The organism is Stenotrophomonas sp. 14P6.2.3, from assembly GCF_057799055.1.
The window spans coordinates 1-20,897 of sequence record NZ_JBYOLA010000022.1; the positions used below are offsets into that span (position 1 = coordinate 1).

Genomic DNA, 20,897 nt, shown 5'->3' on the forward strand with positions numbered 1-20,897 from the left:
CGCAACCGGACCCACCCCGCCTTCGACAGATTTCTGCGATCTGTCGGAATGGCATGGGCTGCTCTTGGTGGGTGTCGACCTTGGTCGACAGGTAGATCCACGCCATGCGTGGATGTTTTTCGTCCCGATTTCGAAATATCCGATTTCGATGGAGATTCATCCACGCATGGCGTGGATCTACTGGCCACCGGGAATCTGTCGAAGGCGGTGCACTGTGGGTTTGCGGGGTGTGAGCCGCATGGATGCGGCGACCAAGCCTCCATGGACGGATTCACGGCGTCCCCGCAAACCCACAGTGCACCGCCATCCCGCGGGAAGCCGCTTTGGCTGTTGCCGTTGCTCCGGCTGTTGCTTGAAAGCCTCTGCGGGTGCCGGGCGCCGCCCGGCCGATCCCCCCTTCAACCCGCCGGTGGGCAGTACGCCTTGATTGCCGCCTCGGCCAGGCCCTTCTGCGCGCTGCGCTGTTCCGGGGTAAGTGCGGTATCGGCCTTGCCGTCGCCATCGGTGTCCTGCATCACCGGGCCGCTGCCCTCCAGCAGCGCCACGTTGGCGCGGGCGGTGCTGCATTGTTCCGGTACCGGCGCGGCGGAAGGCTCCGGGGCCGCGTCCGTCGCCGGTGTCCTGGCCTGGGCTCGGGTCTCGTATTTGGCCCCGGTCGGCGGCGTTTCCGAATACTGGGTCACGCCCTTGGCGTCCTTCCACTTGTAGACGGGGCCTGCCAGCGCAGTGGTACTGGCCAACAGCAGCAGGTATCCCAGGCAGGACAGGGCACGCATGGCAAACTCCGCAGAATGGGCGTAGAACGCCGATTGCAGCATTGGCGCCGACCGCTGGCAAGTCGATTAAACTGGATTCCATGGACCCGATCACACCGCCGCCGCGCTCGCGCACGATTTACCTGCTGCCCAACCTGTTCACCACGGCTGGGCTGTTCTCTGGCTTCTACGCCATCATCGCCGCGGCCAACGGAGACTTCGTCAACGCCAGCATCGCCGTGTTCGTGGCGGCGGTGATGGATGGCCTCGATGGCCGTGTCGCGCGCCTGACCGGTACCAGCAGCGAGTTCGGCGTGCAGTACGACTCGCTGGCCGATCTGGTCAGCTTCGGCATGGCGCCGGCCCTGGTGATGTACCACTGGTCCCTGTCGGAACTGAAATACGACGGTGAGCTGGTCGGTCGTCTGGGCTGGGCGGTGGCGTTCCTGTACGCCGCCTGCGCGGCGCTGCGCCTGGCCCGCTTCAACACCCAGGTGGCCGTGGTCGACAAGCGCTGGTTCGTCGGCCTGGCCAGCCCGGCTGCCGCCGGCCTGATGATGTCCTTCGTCTGGGCCTTCGCCGATGGCACCCTGGGCTGGAACGGCAACGAGCTGCGCTTCGTGGCGCTGGCGGTGACCCTGGTCGCCGCACTGCTGATGGTCAGCCGCATCCGCTTCTGGAGCTTCAAGGGCGGCGCGGCCAAGGAGGGCGCCCGTTCGGACCGCGTCCCGTTCCTGGTGCTGGCACTGGTGCCGATCGCCATCGCCATCGCGGTGATCGACCTGCCACGCGTGTTGTTCGTCGTCGGCATCCTGTACGCGCTGTCAGGCCCGGTGATGTGGGGCGTGCAGCGCCTGCGCAAGAAGCCCGAGGCGGCGTGAGCCAGGACCTGCCCGTGTTGTGGTCCCCGGCCCAGCAGGCCTGGCTGCAGGCCATGGGCTATACCGTCTATCACGATGGCAAGTTGGCCGCCGAAATGGACGCGGCATTGCAGCTGAGCGTGGCTGAAGCCGCGGCATCGGCACCCGCGCCGGTCGCGCCGACGCGCACGGCGCCACCATCGATGCAGCACGCACCCAGCCAGCGCGACGCGGCGCCGGAACCTCGGCTCGAGCGCGCGCCACCACGCACTGCCGTGCCGGTGGCGGCGCCGGATACCGTACCGGCTGCGGCCCGTCCGCTGCCCACCGGCAACGCGCGCCAGCCGCTGGTGCGCCTGCCTGATCGCCTGCAGATCGCGCTGTTGCGCGCCTCGGGCTGCAATCCGAACGACCCGGCCACACAGACGCTGATGGAAAGCTGGCCGCTGGAACAACTGCGTCGCGACCCTGCAGCCAAGCGCGCGTTGTGGCCGCAGCTGCGCGCGCTGCGCAAGGGCGCAACCGCATGAGTGCAGTCAGCCAGCCCGGGCCGGTGGCGATGCGCGCGCTGCGTGAGAGCGATCTCAATGCGGTGATGGCCATCGAAGTGCGTGGCTACCCCTATCCGTGGACCCGCGGCATTTTCCTGGATTGCCTGCGTGCCGGTTATCCCGGCCTGGCGATGGAGCGCGATGGCCTGTTGATCGGCTATGGCGTGCTCAGCCTCGCTGCCGATGAAGCGCATGTGCTGAACATCTGCATCGATCCGCTGGTGCAGTCGCGTGGGCTCGGCCGCCAGCTGCTGCGTGCGCTGGTCCGTCTGGCCGCTGATCGAGGCGCGCAGCGGGTGTTCCTGGAAGTGCGTCCGTCCAATACGCCAGCCCTGGCGCTGTATCACAGCGAAGGCTTCAACGAGATCGGCCGGCGCCCTCGCTACTACCCTGCCGCGCAGGGGCGCGAAGATGCGCTGGTGATGGCGATCGAACTGGTGGACGGCGAGCTGGAGACAATGCCGCCGCTGTAGTCGGCGTCGCGTGGCCGCTGCGCACGCCGGGCATGGCCCGGCGCTACCGATGCGTTGTTTACGCCAGCCGCAGGGCCAACACGCCGGCCACGATCAACGCCGCCGCCAGCCAACGCGCGCGCGGCACCCGCTCGCGCAGCAGGAACACCGAGATCAGCAGCGCGAACAGGATCGACGATTCGCGCAGCGCCGACACCATGGCCACCGGCACCTGGGTCATCGCCCACAGCGCCATCGCATACGATGCGGTGGTGCCGATGCCGCCGGCCACGCCCAGCGGCCAGTGCTGGCGCGCATACGCCAGCAACTTGCCGCGCTGCCGATGCAGCGCCCACAGCGGCAACGGAATGCCCGACAGCAGGAACAGCCACAACGTGTAGCTCAGCGCATTGCCGGACAGCCGTGCGCCCTGCGCATCGACCAGCGTGTAGGTGGCGATCATCGCGGCGGTCAGCAACGGCAGCCGCAGCTGGCCGCTGCGTGCGCCGCGGGCCATGCACAGGATGCCGCCACTCACCAGAATGACGCCGAGCCAGGCCGACGGCGGCAGGCGTTCGCCGAGCGCGGCGCCGGCCAACGCAACCAGGATCGGCGCGCAGCCGCGCATCATCGGATACGCCAGGCTCATGTCGACCTGCTGGTAGCAGCGTGCGACCAACGCGTAGTACGTCACCTGCAGCAGCACCGATGCGATCAGCCACGGCCAGCTTTCCGCGGCGGGGAAGGGCAGCCACGGCAAGACGAGCGCAGACAACAGCGCGGCGCTGCCGGTGACCAGCACCGTGCCGAGAAACTTGTCCGGCCCGCGTTTGACGATCGCGTTCCAGCTGGCGTGCAGTGCAGCGGCAGCGAGGACCAGCAGGAAGAGGGAAAGCGGCATCGGGTGATGATGCCATGCGGGGAAAAATGAAACGCCGGGCATTGCCCGGCGTCAGCCTTGAAAATGTGCCAATCAAGGTTGGCGTTCTGGTAGGTGCCAACCTTGGTTGGCACGTCACAGCGGTGCGGACCCAGGTCCGCACCCACCACGGAGGCGTTACAGCTTCGCGCGCTGCTCGCGCAGGCCAGCCAGCTGGTTGTTCCAGTCGACCAGGCGCACGCGTTCCTGCTCGATCACCGCTGGCGGAACCTTGTCGGAGAACTTGGCCAGCTTGGTCTCGCTCTTCTCCTGCTCGCCTTCCACGCGCTTGATCTCCTTGTCCAGGCGCGCGCGCTCGGCATCGAGATCAACCAGGCCTTCCAGCGGTACCAGCAGCTTCAGCTCACCGACGATCGCGGCGGCTGCCGGCGGCGCACTCTGTGCGTCGGCCAGCCACTGGATGCTGTCCAGCTTCAGCAGGAAAGCCAGCGAGGCACTGAAGCGCTCGATGCGCACGCGGTCCTGTTCCAGGCCGGCCAGCAGGCGCAGCGGTACCAGCTTGGACGGGGCGACGTTCAGTTCGCTGCGCACGCGGCGCACGGCACTGATCACCGCCTTCAACCATTCAACGTCGGCCTCGGCCTGTGCATGATCGCCCTCGAACTCGGCGGCGGTCGGGTACGGACGCAGCGACAGCGTGGTTTCGGCCAGGCCCAGGCGCGGGGCCAGCTGCTGCCACAGCTGTTCGGTGATGAACGGGGTCAGCGGGTGCAGCAGGCGCAGCAGCGCTTCCAGCACATACAACAGGGTGTGGCGGGTGCTGTCAGCGTCGGCAGCATCGGCGCCATTCAACGCCGGCTTGCTCAGCTCCAGGAACCAGTCGCAGAACTCGTTCCAGGCGAATTCGTACAGGCACTGCGCCAACAGGTCGAAGCGATAGGCGGCGAAATGGCCCTGCGCTTCGGCGGTGGTAGCGGCCAGGCGCGAGAGGATCCAGCGCTCGGCATCGGTACGCGGCGTCGGCACGCCAGTGAACGCCGCACCTTCGGTGTTCATCAGGGTGAAGCGGCTGGCGTTCCACAGCTTGTTGCAGAAATTCTTGTAGCCCTCGGCGCGGTTCATGTCGAACTTGATGTCGCGGCCATGGGTGGCAAGTGCGGCGATGGTGAAACGCAGCGCATCGGCACCATGGGCGGCGATGCCGTCCGGGAACTCCTTGCGCGTGGCCTTCTCGATCTTCTCCACCATGCGCGGCTGCATCAGCCCGCCGGTGCGCTTGGCCACCAGGTCATCGATGGTGATGCCGTCGATGATGTCCAGCGGGTCGAGCACGTTGCCCTTGCTCTTGGACATCTTCTGGCCCTGGCCATCGCGGATCAGGCCGGTGAAGTAGACGTCCTTGAACGGGACCTTTCCGGTCAGGTTGTCGGTGGCCATGATCATGCGCGCCACCCAGAAGAAGATGATGTCGAAGCCAGTGATCAGCACCGACGACGGCAGGTAGCGGTCGAAACCGCGCTCGGCCATCGCCTGCTCGTTCGGCCAGCCCAGGGTGGAGAACGGCCACAGCTGCGAGGAGAACCAGGTCTCCAGCACGTCGCTTTCCTGGCTCAGCACGACGTCGCTGCCGAGATTGTTCTTCGCCCGCACTTCCTCTTCGCTGCGGCCGACGTAGCAGTTGCCGGTGGCGGCATCGAACCACGCCGGAATGCGGTGGCCCCACCACAGCTGGCGGCTGATGCACCAATCCTGGATGTTGTTCATCCAGTGGCGGTAGGTGTTGATCCAGTTCGGCGGCACGAAGGCGATTGACCCGTCCTCGACCAGCTCCAGACCACGACGCGCCAGTTCGTCCATTTTCACGAACCACTGATCGGTCAGGTACGGCTCGATCACCTGGCCGGTACGGTCGCCGCGCGGCACCTGTAGCTTGTGCGCCTTGGTCTCGACCAGGATGCCGAGGTCTTCCAGTTCACCCAGCACGGCCTTGCGCGCGTCGTAACGGTCCAGCCCCTGGAAACGTTCCGGCGCGTTGTCGTTGATCGCGGCCACCGGGGTGAACAGGTTGATCATCGGCAGGCTGTGGCGCACGCCCACCTGGTAGTCGTTGAAGTCATGCGCCGGGGTGACCTTGACCACGCCGGTGCCGAACGCACGGTCGACGTAGTCGTCGGCGATCACCGGCACGCGGCGGCCGGTCAGCGGCAGCACCACGCTCTTGCCGATCAGGTGCAGGTAGCGCTCGTCTTCGGGATGCACCATCACCGCGGTGTCACCCAGCAGGGTTTCCGGGCGGGTGGTGGCGACCACCAGGTAATCGCGGGTTTCGCGCAGCGTCTCGACGCCGTCGGCATCGCGCTCGACGTGCTCGTAGCTCAGGCCTTCATCCAGCTGGTAGGCGATCGACCACAGGAAACCGTCTTCCTCGGCGCTTTCCACTTCCAGGTCCGAGATCGCGGTCTTCAGCACCGGGTCCCAGTTGACCAGGCGCTGGCCGCGGTAGATCAGGCCCTGTTCGTGCCAGCGCACGAAGGCTTCGATCACCGCTTCGGACGGCTGCGGGTCCATGGTGAAGGTGCTGCGCGACCAGTCGGCCGAGGTGCCGAGGCGGCGCATCTGCCGTTCGATGATGTCGCCGGACTGCTGCTTCCACTCCCACACCTTGCCGATGAAGCCCTCGCGGCCCAGCGAATCGCGGGTCTCGCCGTTGCCTTCCAGCGCCAGGTTGCGGCTGACCACCATCTCGGTGGCGATGCCGGCGTGGTCGGTACCGACCTGCCACAGCGTGTCGTAGCCGCGCATGCGGTGGTAGCGCACCAGCGCATCCATCAGCGTCTGCTGGAAAGCATGGCCCATGTGCAGGGTGCCGGTCACGTTCGGCGGCGGCAGCAGGATGGTGTACGGCTCGCCCTTGCCGGACGGCTTGAAATGGCCGGCCTTCTCCCAGGCCTCGTAGAGGTCGGTCTCGAAGGACTTCGGGTCGTAGCTGGAGGCGAGTTGGGTCATGCGGGGGAACCAGTCATCAAGGCGGGAAGGGAGATCAGCGCGACCCGAGGGTGCGCCGGATCTTCTGGTCGGTGTGGTACTGGCTGACCGAATAGGCAGCCCAGATCGCCGCAGGCAGCCAGCCGATCAGGGTGATCTGCAGGATCAGGCAGACGATGCCGGCAAACGGCCGGCCGATGGTGAAAAAGGACAGCCAGGGAAGAATCAGGGCGATCAGCAGGCGCATCAAGGGGTCCTCGCAGGGCTTACATGTCGTGCTTGTTCAGGTCGTAACCGGCGGTCTTGTACTGGCGCCAGCGCTCGCGCAGCGGTTCGCGCGCTTCCGGATCGGCCGGCACCACTTCCAGCACGCGCTCGCACTGGCCAAGCCAGGGTTCGTCGCGCAGGTTGATCACCAGCGGCCGCACGGGCGCCTCGCCACCGGGCGGGGCGATCAGTACCAGCGCTTCTTCCTCGTCCACGTCCTCACCCACGATCTGGTGCGGAATGTAGGCATCGTCGTCGAACGACCAGAGAAGTTCGTCCAGTTCTTCGGCCTGGGCCTGGTCGCGGGCCAGCACCAGGGTGAACAACCCGGCGTCGTTGGCCTTGCGCGCCAGTTCGCAGACCAGGCGCAACGGCTCGGTCAGGAAGCGGGGCTTGGCGATCAGGTAGAAGTCGGCGCGGGGCATGGCGGCATCCAGGTGAGGCAGGTGCCGATCCATGCCGGCTGACGGCTGGAGCGGCGAGGCCCCGGCCGGCGGTTGCCGGCCAGGGTCAGGTACAGCGTCAGGCGCGGGCGACCTGGTCCAGCAGCCACTGGCTCAGCAGGCCGACCGGACGGCCGGTGGCCATGCCGCGCTTGCCTTCATCGCTGGCCACGCCGGCGATGTCCAGGTGGGCCCAGCGCTGGCCTTCGGCGAAGCGCGACAGGAAGCAGCCGGCGGTGATGGCACCGGCCCAGCGGCCGCCGATGTTGTAGACGTCGGCGAAGCTGGAATCCAGCATCGGCTGGTACTCGTCCCACAGCGGCAGGCGCCAGGCGCGGTCGAAGACCTGCTCGCCGGCGGCCAGCAGCTCGTTGGCCAGGTCGTCGTGCTTGCTCATCAGGCCCGCGGTCTGGTGGCCGAGGGCGACCATGCAGGCACCGGTCAGGGTGGCCACGTCGACCAGCGCCTGCGGCTCGAAGCGCTGCGCGTAGGTCAGGGCGTCGCACAGGATCAGGCGGCCCTCGGCGTCGGTGTTGCCGACTTCGATGGTCTTGCCCGACATCGAGGTGATGACGTCGGACGGGCGGTAGGCATTGCCGTCGATGGCGTTTTCCACCGCCGGCACCACCACCACCAGGTTCAACGGCAGCTTGGCCTTGACCGCAGCGACGAAGGTGCCGATGACGTTGGCGCCACCGCACATGTCGTACTTCATCTCTTCGATGCCGCCCTGGGTCTTCAGGTTGACGCCGCCGGTATCGAAGGTGATGCCCTTGCCGACCAGCACGTAGGGCTTGGCGTCGCCGCCATTGCTCCACTTCAGCACCACCAGGCGCGGGCGGTTGGCCGAGCCACGGGCCACGGCCAGCAGCGAGCCCATGCCCAGCGCTTCCATCTGGGTCTCGTCGAGGATCTCGGCTTCGGCACCGTCATGCTCGCCGGCGAATTTCACGCCCACTTCAGCCAGATAGGCCGGGGTGCAGTAGTTCGGCGGCAGGTTGCCCAGCTCGCGGGCAAACTCGACACCGGCAGCGATGGCCTGGCCCTGGGCCAGGGCCTGCGCATCCTCACCGGCGATGGCCAGCTGGGCCAGGCCGGCATCGTCGGCCTTCTTCTTGCCCAGGGTGGCGGTGTAGCGGTAGGCCGCGTGGTCGGCGGCAATCACTGCCTGGCGGATCGCCCAGGCCGCGTCGCGGTCCTTCACCGCCACCTCGGACAGGGTGAACAGTGCGCTGCGGGCAGCGCCGGCCTTCAGCGCGCGCACGGCATCACCGACTGCCTTCAGGTACTGCGGCACGCCGAAGCGGGCGGCATCGCCGAGGCCGACCACCAGCACGCGCGGGGCGGTCACGCCCGGCAGGTCGTGCAGCAGGGTGGTGGCGCCGGTCTTGCCGGACAGGTCGCCGCGCTGGGCCAGGGCCGCCAGGCGGCCACCGCTTGCAGCATCCAGTGCCTGCGCGGACGCAGTCAGGGTATGGTCGGCATAGGCGCCGACGACGAGGCAGTCAACGGCGGCCGAAGCCGCAGCGAGGTGGTTCAGGGTGAATTCGAGAGCCATTGAGCAGATTCCATTGGCAAGTCCGTACAATCGCGGACCGTTTACGCCCAGACGCTAGACTGGGCGGCACCGCGAACGAACCTGAGAGTTTAAACCACCGCCCCATGTTGAAGCTCGACCGCTATCTATTGGGCGATTTCGTCCAGAGTTTCCTGGCTACCCTGATCGTCCTGCTGGTGGTCAGCGTGGGCGGCGTGCTGGTGGACATCCTCGGCAACATCGCCGACGGGCGGCTGCCGGCCAAGCTGCTGTTCTCGCAGCTGGGCCTGCAGTTCATCGTCTACATGCCGCTGATCCTGCCGCTGGCACTGATGCTGGGCCTGCTGCTGGCCATCGCCCGCCTCTACCGCGACTCGGAAATGGCGGTCATCACCGCCATCGGTGTCGGCCCCAAACGCCTGCTCAAGCCCCTGCTGCTGCTGGTGCTGCCGGTGATTGCGGTGGTCGGCGCCTGTTCGCTGTGGCTGGGGCCCTGGGCCCAGCGCACCGCCGAACAGATGATCCAGGACGCCAACCGCAGCGTGCTGATGGCCGGCCTGGAGCCGGGCCGGTTCACTCCGCTGCCCAATGGTGGCGTGGTCTATGTCGCCTCCATCTCCCCCGATGGCAGCCAGCTGGGCCGGGTGTTCCTGCAGCGGCAGAAGGAGGATCGCCTTGAAGTGGTGTCCGCCGCCAGCGGTCGCATGTACTTCGAAGGCGCCCGCCAGCGCTTCCTGGAACTGGATGATGGCCACCAGCTGGAAGGGCCGGCGGCTGGTGCGCTGGATTACCGTCTGGCGACTTTCGCCCGCAACGACGTGGCGCTGCCCGACGGCAGCGAGGCCCGCAAGAGTGATGATCCCGAACTGATGCCGACCACCGCGCTGTTCGGCGACAAGCGTCCCGAGGCGCAGGCACAGCTGCACCGCCGCCTGGCCCCGCCGCTGATCGCGCTGGCCTTCGCCCTGCTGACCGTGCCGCTGGGCCGCAGTTCGCCGCGCCAGCAGCGCTACGGCCGGATGATGCTGGCCCTGCTGGCCTACATGGTCGGCACCAACATGATGTTCATCGGCAGCGGCTGGATTGCCAACGGCCAGATTCCGTCGGCGCTTGGCCTGTGGTGGCTGACCCTGCCGCTGCTGGCACTGGCGATCTGGATGTACGCGCGTGATGGCCGCATGGCCCGCCCGAAGGGAGCCCGCGCATGATGCTGCGACCGATGCGTTTCGACCTGTACCTGGGCCGGGCAGTGCTGGGTACCGTGCTGCTGACCTGGGCGGTGCTGGTCGGCCTGGACGTGCTGATGGCCTTCTCCGGCGAGTTCAAGGACATCGGCAAGAACGGCTATTCGCTGGGCCATGCGGCAGCCTGGGTGCTGTACACCGTGCCGCGCCGGGCCTACACGATGTTCCCGACCGCAGCGGTGATCGGCGCGCTGATGGGCCTGGGCCAGCTGGCCGCGACCTCGGAGCTGACCGCGCTGCGCGCGCTGGGCCTGTCGCGCAAGCGCCTGAGCGTGTCGGTGGCGATCGCGCTGTCGCTGCTGACCGGGCTGATGGTGATCAGTGCCGAGACCCTGGGGCCCTGGGGCCAGAACCGCGCCGATTCGCTGAAGATGAGTGCCAAGTGGGGCACCGACATGGCGGTGGCGCGTTACTCCGGCCTGTGGGCGCGCGAGGGTGACACCTTCCTCAACGCACAGACGGGCGAAGAACAGCTGGTGGGCGAAAAGGGCACCCGGCTGATCCTGCGTGACGTGCGCCTCTACAGGATCAACGAGGACGGGCGGGTCGGCACGCTGACCCATGCCGCCACCGCCGAGCATGACAAGGACGGCTGGGTGCTGACCGGCGTGCGCCGCGACACCTTCGGCGAGCGCTCGGCAACGCGCCAGGAAGTGGCCCGTGAGCCGTGGAATTCCAAGCTGGACGCCGGAGCCCTGGCCACCGGCATCGCCAAGCCGCGCAACCTCAGCGTGTCCGAGCTGAGCACCAGCATCGCCTACCGCGAGCGCAACGGCCTGGATGCACGCGACTATGAGGATGTGTACTGGAGCCGCTGGTTCTATCCGTTGAATGTGCTGGCGCTGTGCCTGGCGGCGGTGCCGTTCGCGTTCGGTTCGCTGCGCAGTGGCGGCATGGGCAAGCGCCTGTTCCTGGGCATCCTGTTCGCGCTGGCGTTCTGGCTGCTGCAGCTGTTCTTCGGTCGCATGGCCGGCGCGCTGAAGTTCGACTACCGCATTGCCTACGCGCTGCCGCCGATCGTGATGCTGGCGGTGTCCGGATTGTTGTTCCGGCGCAAATCGGGCTGATTCCGGTGGCGCCGGGCCCTGCCCGGCGCTGCCAGCACAGGTCAGCGCTTCGGCATCCGCCGCAGCCGCGTGGCGCTCGCGCGGTCGTGCCAGGTCAGCCGCTGGCGATCCACCAGCGCCCACCAGAAGCCCAATCCGCCCAGCAGCAACGACAGCGTGGCCACCGCGAACCGCAGCCACAGCTGGCCGCGTCGCAACGGCGTGCCGTCGCGTGATTCCAGCTTCAAGCGCCACGGGCGCATGCCCAAGGTCTGCCCGCCGCGTCGCCAGCTGGCAGTGGCGTACCACCCGGTCATTGCCCAGCACACTGCCCACAGCAGCCATTGCCAAGCGCTGAAAGGCGCGATGTTGTCGCGCTGCGCATGGCCGCTGAAGGTATAGGCCAGGGTGAACACGGTGCCGGCCAGCATCCACAAGGCCAGCACCGGCAACGCGTCATAGATCATCGCCAGCAGGCGCCACAGCAGCAGCGCGCGCGGGCGGGGCGTATCAGCGGCAACGTGGGCCGCATCGGTGGCGGGGCTCGACATGTGCCGAGCATACGCAATGCTGGCCGTGCCCGCAGTCGGCCTCGTATCCTGCGTGCATGGCCGTCACTTCCACTCCCGCCGAACGTCGTCAGCTGGTCCAGCACCTGCCCGAGCTGCGCAGCGAGGACGGCCAGCGCATCCAGCGTTTCCTCGACGCGATCTGGGCCGAGCACGGCCTGGCCCGCGCCACCCTGGACAGCTACCGCCGCGACCTAGAAGGCCTGGCGCGCTGGTGTGATGGGCGCGACGGCGGTCTGGCCGGTGTTGAACGCGCCGGGCTGTTCGATTACCTGGCCTGGCGCACCCGCCACAACTGGTCGCCGCGCAGCAATGCGCGGCTGCTGTCGGCGCTGCGTGCGTTCTTCGCCGACGCCGTGCGCCGTGGCGAACGCAGTGAAGATCCCAGCGCACTGCTCGATCCGCCGAAGCTGCCACGGCTGCTGCCCAAGGCGCTGGCCGAAAGCCAGATCGATGCGCTGCTGGCGGCGCCGGATATCGACAGTCCGCTCGGCCTGCGCGACCGCGCCATGCTGGAACTGATGTATGCCGCCGGGCTGCGCGTGAGCGAGCTGGTGCTGTTGCCCGCCACGGCAGTGAATCTGCGCCAGGGCGTTCTGCGGGTGACCGGCAAGGGCAGCAAGGAGCGCCTGGTGCCGCTGGGTGAGGAGTCGCAGTACTGGCTGGAACGCTATCTGCAGCAGTCGCGACCGCAACTGGTGGGCAAGGGCAAGGTGCAGGCGCTGGCCGACGGGCAGACGCCCTTGTTCATCGAACCGGCGCTGCATGGCTTGACCCGCCAGGCGTTCTGGCATCTGGTCAAGCGTTATGCGGCGGTGGCCGGCATCGACCCAGCGCGGATCAGTCCGCATGGCCTGCGGCACAGTTTCGCCACCCACCTGCTGAACCGTGGCGCCGACCTGCGCGCGCTGCAGATGCTGCTGGGCCACAGCTCGCTGTCCACCACCCAGATCTACACCCTGGTCGCGCGCGAACACCTGCAGAAACTGCACGCCCGCCATCATCCACGCGGCTGAGCCCACGGCTGAACCCTGCCGGGCCTGTGCGCGGCATCGCGGACCGCTCAGGATGGCTGTGTCAGAATCCGAAGTCTTCTTTCTGCTGCGGACTGCTCCATGCTCCGATTCGCCATCGCCGCCGTGTTCGGCGCGCTCAGCCTGAGTGCCTGCGCCCAGCCCGCCCCGCCCGCCGCAAAGGCGCCCGCCGCAGCGGCAGCCAAGGCCGGTCCTGCCGCCACCGCCAATGCTCCGGCCGAGCAGGCCGTGCGCAAGGCACTGACCGAGCTCAACCCCGGCTTCCAGGTGGATTACATCGGCGCCGCGCCCTTCCCTGGCTTCCGTGAAGTGGTGGTCTCCGGCCAGCTGCTGTACGTCTCCGACGACGGCCGCTACCTGTTCCAGTCGCAGCCCTACGACACCCGCGCCAAGAGCCCGGCCAACAGCGAAGGCCTGCTGGGCTACCGTCGCGACCTGCTGGCCAAGGCCAATCATGGTGACCGCATCGTGTTCGCCGCGCCGAACGCGAAATACACCATCAGCGTGTTCACCGATATCGAATGCGGCTACTGCCGCAAGCTGCACCAGGACATCGCCGAGCTCAACCGCAACGGCATCACCGTTGAATACCTGGCGTTCCCGCGCATGGGGCTGGGCAGCAAGGATTACACCGACATGATCTCGGTCTGGTGCGCGGCCGATCGTCGCCAGGCCCTGACCAATGCCAAGCGTGGTGGCACGGTGGCCGCGAAGAACTGCACCAACCCGGTGGCCATGCAGTACGCCCTGGGCCAGCAGCTGGGGGTGAACGGTACGCCGGCCATCTTCGCGCCGGATGGCACCCAGCTCGGCGGCTACCTGCCGCCGGCGCAGCTGCGTGCCGCGCTGGAGAAGCTGTCGGCCAAGCGCTGACCGCCGCTGACCTTTTTCTGTAGAGCCGAGCCCATGCTCGGCTGCGGACACATCAGCCGAGCATGGGCTCGGCTCTACAGGTTGGAAACCGGGGATGCCAGTCGCATCCCCGGTTGTCTGCTTATTTCAAGCCATCACTGACCGCCTTGGTCAGCGTGCCCTGCGCGTCGTCGCCGCTGAACTCCCAGACAAACGCACCGCCCAGTCCCTGGGTCTTCACGTAGCCCATCTTGCGGGTGATGTTGGCCGGGGTATCGAAGCTCCACAGCGTGCTGCCGTTGTAGATCCAGGTGGCCCCGGCGGTATTGTCGGTATAGCCCTGCCACGCCAGGTTCTTCAGCACCTTCCAGTCTTCGATGCCGGCCTCGTAGGTGCCCGGTGCCGCACCGGTGGCGCTCTGGTACAGGCCGTTGTTGGCGTTGGTCACCCCGGTCCAGCCGCGCCCGTAATAGCCGATGCCCAGGTTGAGCTTGGCGGCGGGAACACCGCGGCTGATGAAGGCCTCGATGGCATCGTTGCTGTTGTACAGCTTCTGGTCGCCGGTGGACGGATCACTCGGCGAATCGAACAGCGCCGACTGGTGATTGGTCTTCGCATCCCACGCGCCGTGGAAGTCGTAGGTCATCACGTTGATGTAGTCCAGGTACGGGTGGTACGCGGCCGGATCGGTGACGCGGATCTTGTCGATGCCGGCGCCGACCGCCACCGTCAGCAGCAGGCCCGGACGCACCGCATCGAGCTGGCGACGGAACTCGGCCATCAGCGCGGTGAAGTTGGCATTGTCCTCGGGCGTGCCGCAGGCGATACCGCAGGCCACCGGGTATTCCCAGTCGATGTCGATACCGTCGAACACGCCCAGTGCTGCCCCCGGGCCACCGGCGCCGTCGGTCACCGGCAGGTTGCCCTTGATGTAGGCGTCGATGCACGAGGCGACGAAGGCCTGGCGGTTGGCCGGCTGCGCCGCGCTGGAGAAGCCGCGCGACCAGGTCCAGCCACCCAGCGAGATCAGCACCTTCATGCCCGGGTACTTGGCCTTGAGCTGCTTGAGCTGGTTCCAGTTGCCACGCAGCGGCTGGTCCCACGTATCGGCGCTGCCGCTCACGCTTTCGCCGGCACCGAAGGCCTTGCTGTAGTCGGCGAAGGCATCGCCACCGGCACCGCTGTTCGGGTCCGACGCCTGGGTGATGCCCACTTCGCAGCGGTTGTTGCGCACGTTGCCGAAGGCGTAGTTGATGTGGGTCAGGCGCGCGGCCGAACCGCTGCTGTCGATGTTCTTGACCCGGTAGTTGCGGCCATAGATGCCCCACTGGGTGAAGTAGCCGATGACCCGCTTGCCGGTGGTGCCACCGTCGCCGGCCAGGGTGCTGGCGGTCACCGCCGTGCCCTGTGCGGAGGCATTGCCGGCGTTGTCGCGGGCGCGCACGCGGTAGCTGTAGCTGGTGGAGGCGGTCAGCCCGCCATCGACATAGCTGGCGCTGGACGGTGAACCGACCAGGCTGCCGTTGCGGTACACGTCGTAGCCGGCCAGGCCGCTGCCTCCGGTGTTGTCGGTGGAGGGACTCCAGCTGAGCGCGATGCTGTTGGCGGTGCGGGTGCCCACGGCCAGGCCGCCGGGCACGCTGGGTGCGGTGGTATCGCCACTGGCCGCGTTGACGGTGATGGTGATGGTCGCGGTGCTGGCGGTGGCGTTGTTGTTGTCGGTGGCGACCGCGCGCAGGGTATGGCTGCCGGCGCTGGCGTTGGCCCAGCTGGCGCTGTACGGCGCGCTGGTGTCGACGCCCAGCGAACTGCCGTCGCGGAAGAACTCGACCTTGCTGACGCTGCCGTCCGCATCGCTGGCATTGGCGGTCACATTGACCGTGCTGCCGGCGCTGAAAGTGGCGCCGTTGGCCGGCGAGGTCAGGCTGACCACCGGCGGCTGGTTGGCGCCGCTGCCGTCGCAGGCGCCGAGGTTGGTGTAGTAGGGCGCCCCGGCCGGATGGTCCGGCGGTGCGTTCCAGATGTCCTGGTTCGCCCGGTAGAGGACGCCTCCTTTCTGCAGGGTATCGCCACTCCGGTAGATCTTGGCCTGGTCCCATTCGGCCACGCCGGCACAGCTGGCGGCCTGGGCCAGGCCGGGCAGGGCAACGGCCCCGGCGAGGGCCAGCAGCCAGGCCAGACGGCGCGGGCGACAGCGTTGAAGGGAAGGGTGGGCACTGCGTACATCGGCACTCTGCACAAGCGGGTCGTACATGGTGTGTCTCCGATCGATGGTTGGCGCACGGGCCACGACGGCGCCGCACGTAACGCAGGGTCCGGACATCGCCCGGGAAGGCGACGGAGGGGGCGGACGGAGGTACCTGGTGGGCCGGGGAGAGAGTCCGGCGCCAGGTAGGGACAACGTTGTCATCAATTGCGTGGTCAATCCGTGAGCGAGTGCATGGTTCGGGGATTTGGCGGAGAGCGGCGCTGGCGCGCGGTCGGCAGCCAGCGGCGGAGCCCCCCTCGTGGTTGGGGTGGTCGTTTACAGCGGATTTCTGGGGGTTGGCCGGGTGGGTGGGCTGCGCAGGGGGCGCCGTGAATACGTCCCTGTAGGCTCGGGCGCGCCATCCATGGCGCTTACGCCCCTGCGCAGCCCACCCACCCGGCCACGGACAATTTCCTGCGCGGCCAGCCACGAAAGACGAACAAAAAATCAAAATCAAACGCCGATCGCTTCGCTCTCAGGCGTTTGATTCCAGGCATTCCTTGGTTGCCGGCGAGCGGCCGGCACTACCGGAAGCATCCACGCATGGCGTGGATCTACCGTGTCGACCAAGGTCGACACCTACCAACAGCAGCAGGAAACTGTCGAAGGCGGGGTGGGTCCGGTTGCGGGGGTGTCCGCGGCATGGATGCCGCGGCCAAGCCCCCAGGGACGGGTTTACGGCGTCCCCCGCAACCGGACCCACCCCGCCATCCCACGGAATGCCCGCTTTGGCTTTGGCCGTTGCCGTTGCCTGCGCTCTGGCCTCTGCGGGTGCCGGGCGCCGCCCGGCCGAAGCCTACCCCCGCTTCCGGTACAATGTCGGGCCCGTTTCCCAACTACGGTTCCCCGGACATGATGGTCCTCGAGGGCGCGCCCGCCCTGTCGCCGTTCCGCCGCGAACGTCTTGAATCCCGCCTGCAGTCCATCGCTCCCTCCCTGCGCATCAGCGGTGCCTGGCACGTCTACTTCGTGCAGGCCGAGGGCACTGCCGCCCCCGACGTCGATACCCTGTGCCGCATCCTGGAAGCCCGTCCGCAGTCCGAGGCGGTCGCTGACGGTGCGGTCAGCCGCATCGTGGTGCCGCGCCTGGGCACGCTGTCGCCGTGGTCGAGCAAGGCCAGCGAACTGGTCCGCGGTGCCGGCCAGCCGGTGAGCCGGGTCGAGCGTGGCCTGCGCATCGACGTACTGGGATGGCCGGCCGATGCCGCCGCCCAGCAGGCATTGATCAAGGTGCTGCACGACCCGATGACGCAGTCGGTGCTGGAGACCGTCGATCAGGGCCAGTCCCTGTTCTCGACCCCGGCCCGTGGCGAACTGGAGCGCGTGCCGGTGGACCAGCTGGAGGCCGCCAACCAGCGCCTCGGCCTGGCCATGGCGCAGGACGAGATCGACTACCTGCGCGAACGCTTCACCGCGCTGGGCCGGTCGCCGTCGGACGTGGAACTGATGATGTTCGCGCAGGCCAATTCCGAGCACTGCCGGCACAAGATCTTCAATGCCAGCTGGACCATCGACGGCCAGGAGCAGGACCGCTCGCTGTTCCGGATGATCAAGAACACCCACCAGCAGACGCCGCAGCACACGCTCAGCGCGTACAGCGACAATGCGGCGGTGATCGAAGGCCACCCGGCCTCGCGCTATCGCCCGGACCCGGCCAGCGGCGAGTACCGCCGCGAACCGCAGGTGCCCAGCGCGTTCCAGATCAAGGTGGAAACGCACAACCACCCGACCGCGATCGCGCCGTTCCCGGGCGCGTCGACCGGCGCCGGTGGTGAAATCCGCGACGAAGGTGCAACCGGTCGTGGTGGCAAGCCGAAGGCTGGCCTGAGTGGTTTCTCGGTCTCGCACCTGCGCATTCCCGAGCTGCCGCAGCCGTGGGAAGCGCCGCGTGCGCTGAACCCGCGCATGGCGCCGGCGCTGGAAATCATGACCGACGGCCCGCTCGGCGGCGCTGCGTTCAACAATGAATTCGGCCGCCCGGCCCTGCTCGGCTACTTCCGCAGCTTCGAACTGCCGGAAGGCGCCGACCTGGTACGCGCCTACGACAAGCCGATCATGCTGGCCGGTGGCCTCGGTGCCATCGACCGCGTGCAGGTCGACAAGATCCTGCTGCAGGACGGCGATGCCGTGATCGTGCTCGGCGGCCCGGCGATGCTGATCGGCCTCGGCGGCGGTGCCGCCAGTTCGGTCGCCTCCGGTGAAAGCGCCGAGGATCTGGACTTCGCCAGCGTGCAGCGCGACAACCCGGAAATGGAGCGTCGCTGCCAGGAGGTCATCGACCGCTGCGTGGCGATGGGTGCCAACAACCCGATCAAGTTCTTCCATGACGTCGGTGCAGGTGGCCTGTCCAACGCCATTCCCGAACTGCTGCACGATTCCGGCGTGGGCGGCATCATCGACCTGGGCAAGGTGCCCACCGACGATCCGTCGCTGTCGCCGATGCAGCTGTGGTGCAACGAGTCGCAGGAGCGCTACGTGCTCGGTGTGGCGCAGGAGCGCCTGGCCGAATTCGCGGCGCTGTGCGCGCGCGAGCGCTGCCCGTTCGCTGCGGTCGGTGTCGCCACCGCAGCCGAACACCTGGTGGTGGCCTATGGCGCCGTGCCGGGCAACATCCCGGCCGATGCGCCGATCGACCTGCCGATGGACGTGCTGTTCGGCAAGCCGCCGAAGATGCACCGCGATACCGCGCACCCGCCGGCACCGCGCTGGCCGGCGCTGAAGACCGGTGGCATGGATCTGCAGGAAGCCGGTCTGCGCGTGCTCGCGCACCCGACCGTAGCCTCCAAGAACTTCCTGGTCACCATCGGCGACCGCAGTGTGGGCGGCCTGACCGCACGCGAGCAGATGGTCGGCCCGTGGCAGCTGCCGGTGGCCGACGTGGCGATCACCCTGGCCGACTTCGACGGCGTGGCCGGCGAGGCGATGGCACTGGGCGAACGCACGCCGCTGGCGCTGCTGGACGCGGCTGCTTCGGCCCGCATGGCCGTTGGCGAAGCACTGACCAACCTGTGCGCGGCCCCGGTCGATGCGCTGGATGAAATCAAGCTGTCGGCGAACTGGATGGCCGCGGCCGGCCACCCGGGCGAAGACGCGCTGCTGTACGACGCGGTGAAGGCGGTGGGCATGGAACTGTGCCCGCAGCTGGACATCAGCATCCCGGTGGGCAAGGACTCGCTGTCGATGCAGGCGCAGTGGCACGACCAGGGCGAGGCGCACAAGAGCGTGTCGCCGGTGTCGCTGGTGATCACCGCGTTCGCGCCGGTGGCCGATGCGCGTCAGCAGCTGACCCCGCTGCTGGACCGCGATATCGACAGCGAGCTGTGGTTGATCGGCCTCGGTGCCGGCAAGCAGCGCCTTGGCGGTTCGATCCTGGCCCAGGTGCACGCCGACCATGGCGACCTGCCGGCGTTCGCCGGTGCCGCCCCGGACCTGGACGACCCGCAGCGCCTGCGTGGCTTCTTCGAGCTGATCCGCGATGCACGCCAGGCCGGCCTGCTGCGCGCGTACCACGACCGCAGCGACGGTGGTGCGTTCGCCGCGCTGTGCGAAATGGCCTTCACCTCGCGCCTGGGCCTGGACATCACCCTCGACGCCTGGGGCGATGATCCGTTCCGCAGCCTGTTCAATGAAGAACTGGGCGCCGTTGTGCAGATCGCCCGCGAAGACCGCGCCGCGTTCGCCGACCTGGTCGAGCGCCACGCGCTGACCGAGTGCGCGCAGCGCATCGCCAAGCCGACCACCGCGCCGGTGGTGCGGGTGTCGCTGGGCGGTGACTCGCTGGCCGAATGGCGCTGGGAAGCGTTGTTCGACGCCTGGTGGTCGGTGACCCACGCCATGCAGAAGCGCCGCGACAATCCGGCCAACGCCGATGCCGAGCGCGAGATCGCCCGCGCCTTCACCGCGCCGGGCCTGAAGCCGAAGTTGAGCTTCGATCCCAATGAGGATGTCGCCGCACCGTTCGTGCAGACCGGGGCGCGTCCGCGCGTTGCGATCCTGCGCGAACAGGGCGTCAACGGCCAGATTGAAATGGCCAACGCCTTCGAACGTGCCGGCTTCCGCGCATTCGACGTGCACATGAGCGACCTCATCGAAGGCCGCGTGGCGCTGCAGGACTTCACCGGCCTGGTCGCCTGCGGCGGCTTCAGCTACGGCGACGTGCTCGGTGCCGGCCGCGGCTGGGCGACCTCGATCCTCGAGCGCACTGCGCTGCGCGATGCCTTCGCCGCGTTCTTCGCGCGTGAGGACAGCTTCGCCCTGGGCGTGTGCAACGGCTGCCAGATGATGAGCCAGCTGAAGGACATCATCCCCGGTGCCGAGCACTGGCCGCAGTTCCGCCGCAACGCCAGCGAGCAGTTCGAAGCCCGCACCGCGCTGCTGGAAGTGGTGGAGTCGCCGTCGATCCTGCTGCGTGGCATGGCCGGTTCGCGGCTGCCGGTGGCGGTGGCGCATGGCGAAGGCCAGGCGGTGTTCGACAACGCCGTCGACCAGGCCACAGCCCGTGTCGCGTTGCGCTACATCGACGGCAACGGCAACGTCGCCAGCCACTACCCGCTGAATCCGAACGGCTCGCCGGACGGCATCACCGGCCTGACCAGCACCGACGGCCGGGTGACCATCATGATGCCGCACCCGGAGCGCACCCCGCGCGCGCTCAACCTGAGCTGGGCCCCGTCCGAGTGGCAGGGCGATTCACCGTGGATGCGCATGTTCCGCAACGCACGGGTGTGGTGCGGCTGATCGCACACGCGTTGCGCAGCTGACGATGCCATCGCGTATGGAAACCCGCCGGGAAACCGGCGGGTTTTTCTTTTTGAATACGGAAACTCCTGTGCTGTCCATCAGTTACATACGTTTTCATATGTGAGGATTCCCTCACGCATGCCTAACAAAATACGTACATAAACAAGTGAAACAGTGAACTGCTTCACGGCAATGGCTTTTGCTGCGTCAAACTCTTGACGATTCGCAAAGATGCCGTTAACACTTGACCCCCGTTTCAAATCTGTTCATCCCGCAGTAACCGCACGGCGCACGCGCTCGGTTTTCTGTCCCTGCGCGCCGTTCGGCAATACACCGCAGTAAATCACGCGAATAACGCCCCCAGGGGACGTTGAACCACGAAGGTTCGGCGGTGGCGTTGCTTTGCCCAAAACCAGTCCAATCAGGAGCCGTAC

Annotated in this window: 16 protein-coding genes; 8 read left to right on the forward strand and 8 right to left on the reverse strand. The window is 67.6% G+C overall.

From position 1 onward, the window contains the following. Positions 1-398 precede the first annotated feature (398 nt). Complete coding sequence (locus tag AC27VL_RS15635; protein ID WP_191078389.1) at positions 399-776, reverse strand: DUF4124 domain-containing protein; 378 nt, start codon at positions 774-776, stop codon at positions 399-401. An 80-nt stretch (positions 777-856) separates the two neighbouring features. Here AC27VL_RS15635 and pssA point away from each other — a divergent pair, with 80 nt between their 5' ends. The 3 genes from pssA to rimI are packed head-to-tail and all read left to right on the forward strand — an operon-like array spanning position 857 to position 2,639. Beyond that, entirely contained in the window at positions 857-1,636 is a 780-nt protein-coding gene (pssA, locus tag AC27VL_RS15640; protein WP_099820368.1) for a CDP-diacylglycerol--serine O-phosphatidyltransferase, read from the forward strand. Next, positions 1,633-2,145, forward strand: a complete 513-nt coding sequence (locus tag AC27VL_RS15645) for a hypothetical protein (RefSeq protein WP_100551512.1) — start codon at positions 1,633-1,635, stop codon at positions 2,143-2,145. The genes pssA and AC27VL_RS15645 overlap by 4 nt, the downstream gene beginning before the upstream one ends. Next, the gene (gene rimI, locus AC27VL_RS15650) at positions 2,142-2,639 is read left to right on the forward strand and encodes a ribosomal protein S18-alanine N-acetyltransferase (RefSeq protein ID WP_100551513.1); all 498 of its coding nucleotides are present in this window, start codon (positions 2,142-2,144) and stop codon (positions 2,637-2,639) included. Before AC27VL_RS15645 ends, rimI begins: the two co-directional genes overlap by 4 nt. 58 nt (positions 2,640-2,697) lie before the next feature. On the opposite strand, the gene AC27VL_RS15655 is transcribed toward rimI, so the two are convergent. The 5 genes from AC27VL_RS15655 to AC27VL_RS15675 all read right to left on the reverse strand — a co-directional run bounded on the left by AC27VL_RS15655 (position 2,698) and on the right by AC27VL_RS15675 (position 8,751). Further along, positions 2,698-3,519 (reverse strand): EamA family transporter, encoded by an 822-nt coding sequence (locus AC27VL_RS15655; RefSeq protein WP_100551514.1) that lies wholly within the window; start codon positions 3,517-3,519, stop codon positions 2,698-2,700. Between the two features lie 156 nt (positions 3,520-3,675). Next, on the reverse strand, positions 3,676-6,504 hold the full coding sequence (locus AC27VL_RS15660) for a valine--tRNA ligase (protein ID WP_100551515.1): 2,829 nt from the start codon (positions 6,502-6,504) through the stop codon (positions 3,676-3,678). 34 nt (positions 6,505-6,538) lie between these two features. Beyond that, positions 6,539-6,730 (reverse strand): YqaE/Pmp3 family membrane protein, encoded by a 192-nt coding sequence (locus AC27VL_RS15665; protein WP_025879360.1) that lies wholly within the window; start codon positions 6,728-6,730, stop codon positions 6,539-6,541. Between the two features lie 19 nt (positions 6,731-6,749). Further along, positions 6,750-7,175: a DNA polymerase III subunit chi gene (locus AC27VL_RS15670; protein ID WP_025879359.1), complete on the reverse strand. Its 426-nt coding sequence runs from the start codon at positions 7,173-7,175 to the stop codon at positions 6,750-6,752. 97 nt (positions 7,176-7,272) lie between these two features. Beyond that, positions 7,273-8,751, reverse strand: coding sequence for a leucyl aminopeptidase (locus AC27VL_RS15675; RefSeq protein ID WP_099820363.1), 1,479 nt, complete (start codon positions 8,749-8,751; stop codon positions 7,273-7,275). A 104-nt stretch (positions 8,752-8,855) separates the two neighbouring features. Here AC27VL_RS15675 and lptF point away from each other — a divergent pair, with 104 nt between their 5' ends. After that, complete coding sequence (gene lptF, locus AC27VL_RS15680) at positions 8,856-9,938, forward strand: LPS export ABC transporter permease LptF (RefSeq protein WP_100551516.1); 1,083 nt, start codon at positions 8,856-8,858, stop codon at positions 9,936-9,938. Continuing rightward, the gene (lptG, locus tag AC27VL_RS15685; protein ID WP_099820361.1) at positions 9,935-11,041 is read left to right on the forward strand and encodes an LPS export ABC transporter permease LptG; all 1,107 of its coding nucleotides are present in this window, start codon (positions 9,935-9,937) and stop codon (positions 11,039-11,041) included. The genes lptF and lptG overlap by 4 nt, the downstream gene beginning before the upstream one ends. Before the next feature lie 41 nt (positions 11,042-11,082). Here the strand turns inward: lptG and AC27VL_RS15690 are convergent, their stop codons facing one another. Next, entirely contained in the window at positions 11,083-11,571 is a 489-nt protein-coding gene (locus AC27VL_RS15690) for an RDD family protein (protein ID WP_488767276.1), read from the reverse strand. A gap of 56 nt (positions 11,572-11,627) precedes the next feature. Here AC27VL_RS15690 and xerD point away from each other — a divergent pair, with 56 nt between their 5' ends. Further along, entirely contained in the window at positions 11,628-12,605 is a 978-nt protein-coding gene (gene xerD / locus AC27VL_RS15695) for a site-specific tyrosine recombinase XerD (RefSeq protein ID WP_482996544.1), read from the forward strand. A gap of 99 nt (positions 12,606-12,704) precedes the next feature. Next, positions 12,705-13,496 carry a thioredoxin fold domain-containing protein gene (locus AC27VL_RS15700; protein ID WP_032977259.1) on the forward strand — a complete coding sequence of 264 codons (792 nt, stop codon included), beginning with the start codon at positions 12,705-12,707 and terminating at the stop codon, positions 13,494-13,496. Between the two features lie 121 nt (positions 13,497-13,617). Here the strand turns inward: AC27VL_RS15700 and AC27VL_RS15705 are convergent, their stop codons facing one another. Next, positions 13,618-15,729 (reverse strand): glycosyl hydrolase family 18 protein, encoded by a 2,112-nt coding sequence (locus tag AC27VL_RS15705; protein WP_100551519.1) that lies wholly within the window; start codon positions 15,727-15,729, stop codon positions 13,618-13,620. Between the two features lie 846 nt (positions 15,730-16,575). On the opposite strand from AC27VL_RS15705, the gene purL reads away from it, so the two are divergent. Next, positions 16,576-20,460 carry a phosphoribosylformylglycinamidine synthase gene (gene purL / locus AC27VL_RS15710; protein ID WP_100551520.1) on the forward strand — a complete coding sequence of 1,295 codons (3,885 nt, stop codon included), beginning with the start codon at positions 16,576-16,578 and terminating at the stop codon, positions 20,458-20,460. Positions 20,461-20,897: the final 437 nt, after the last annotated feature.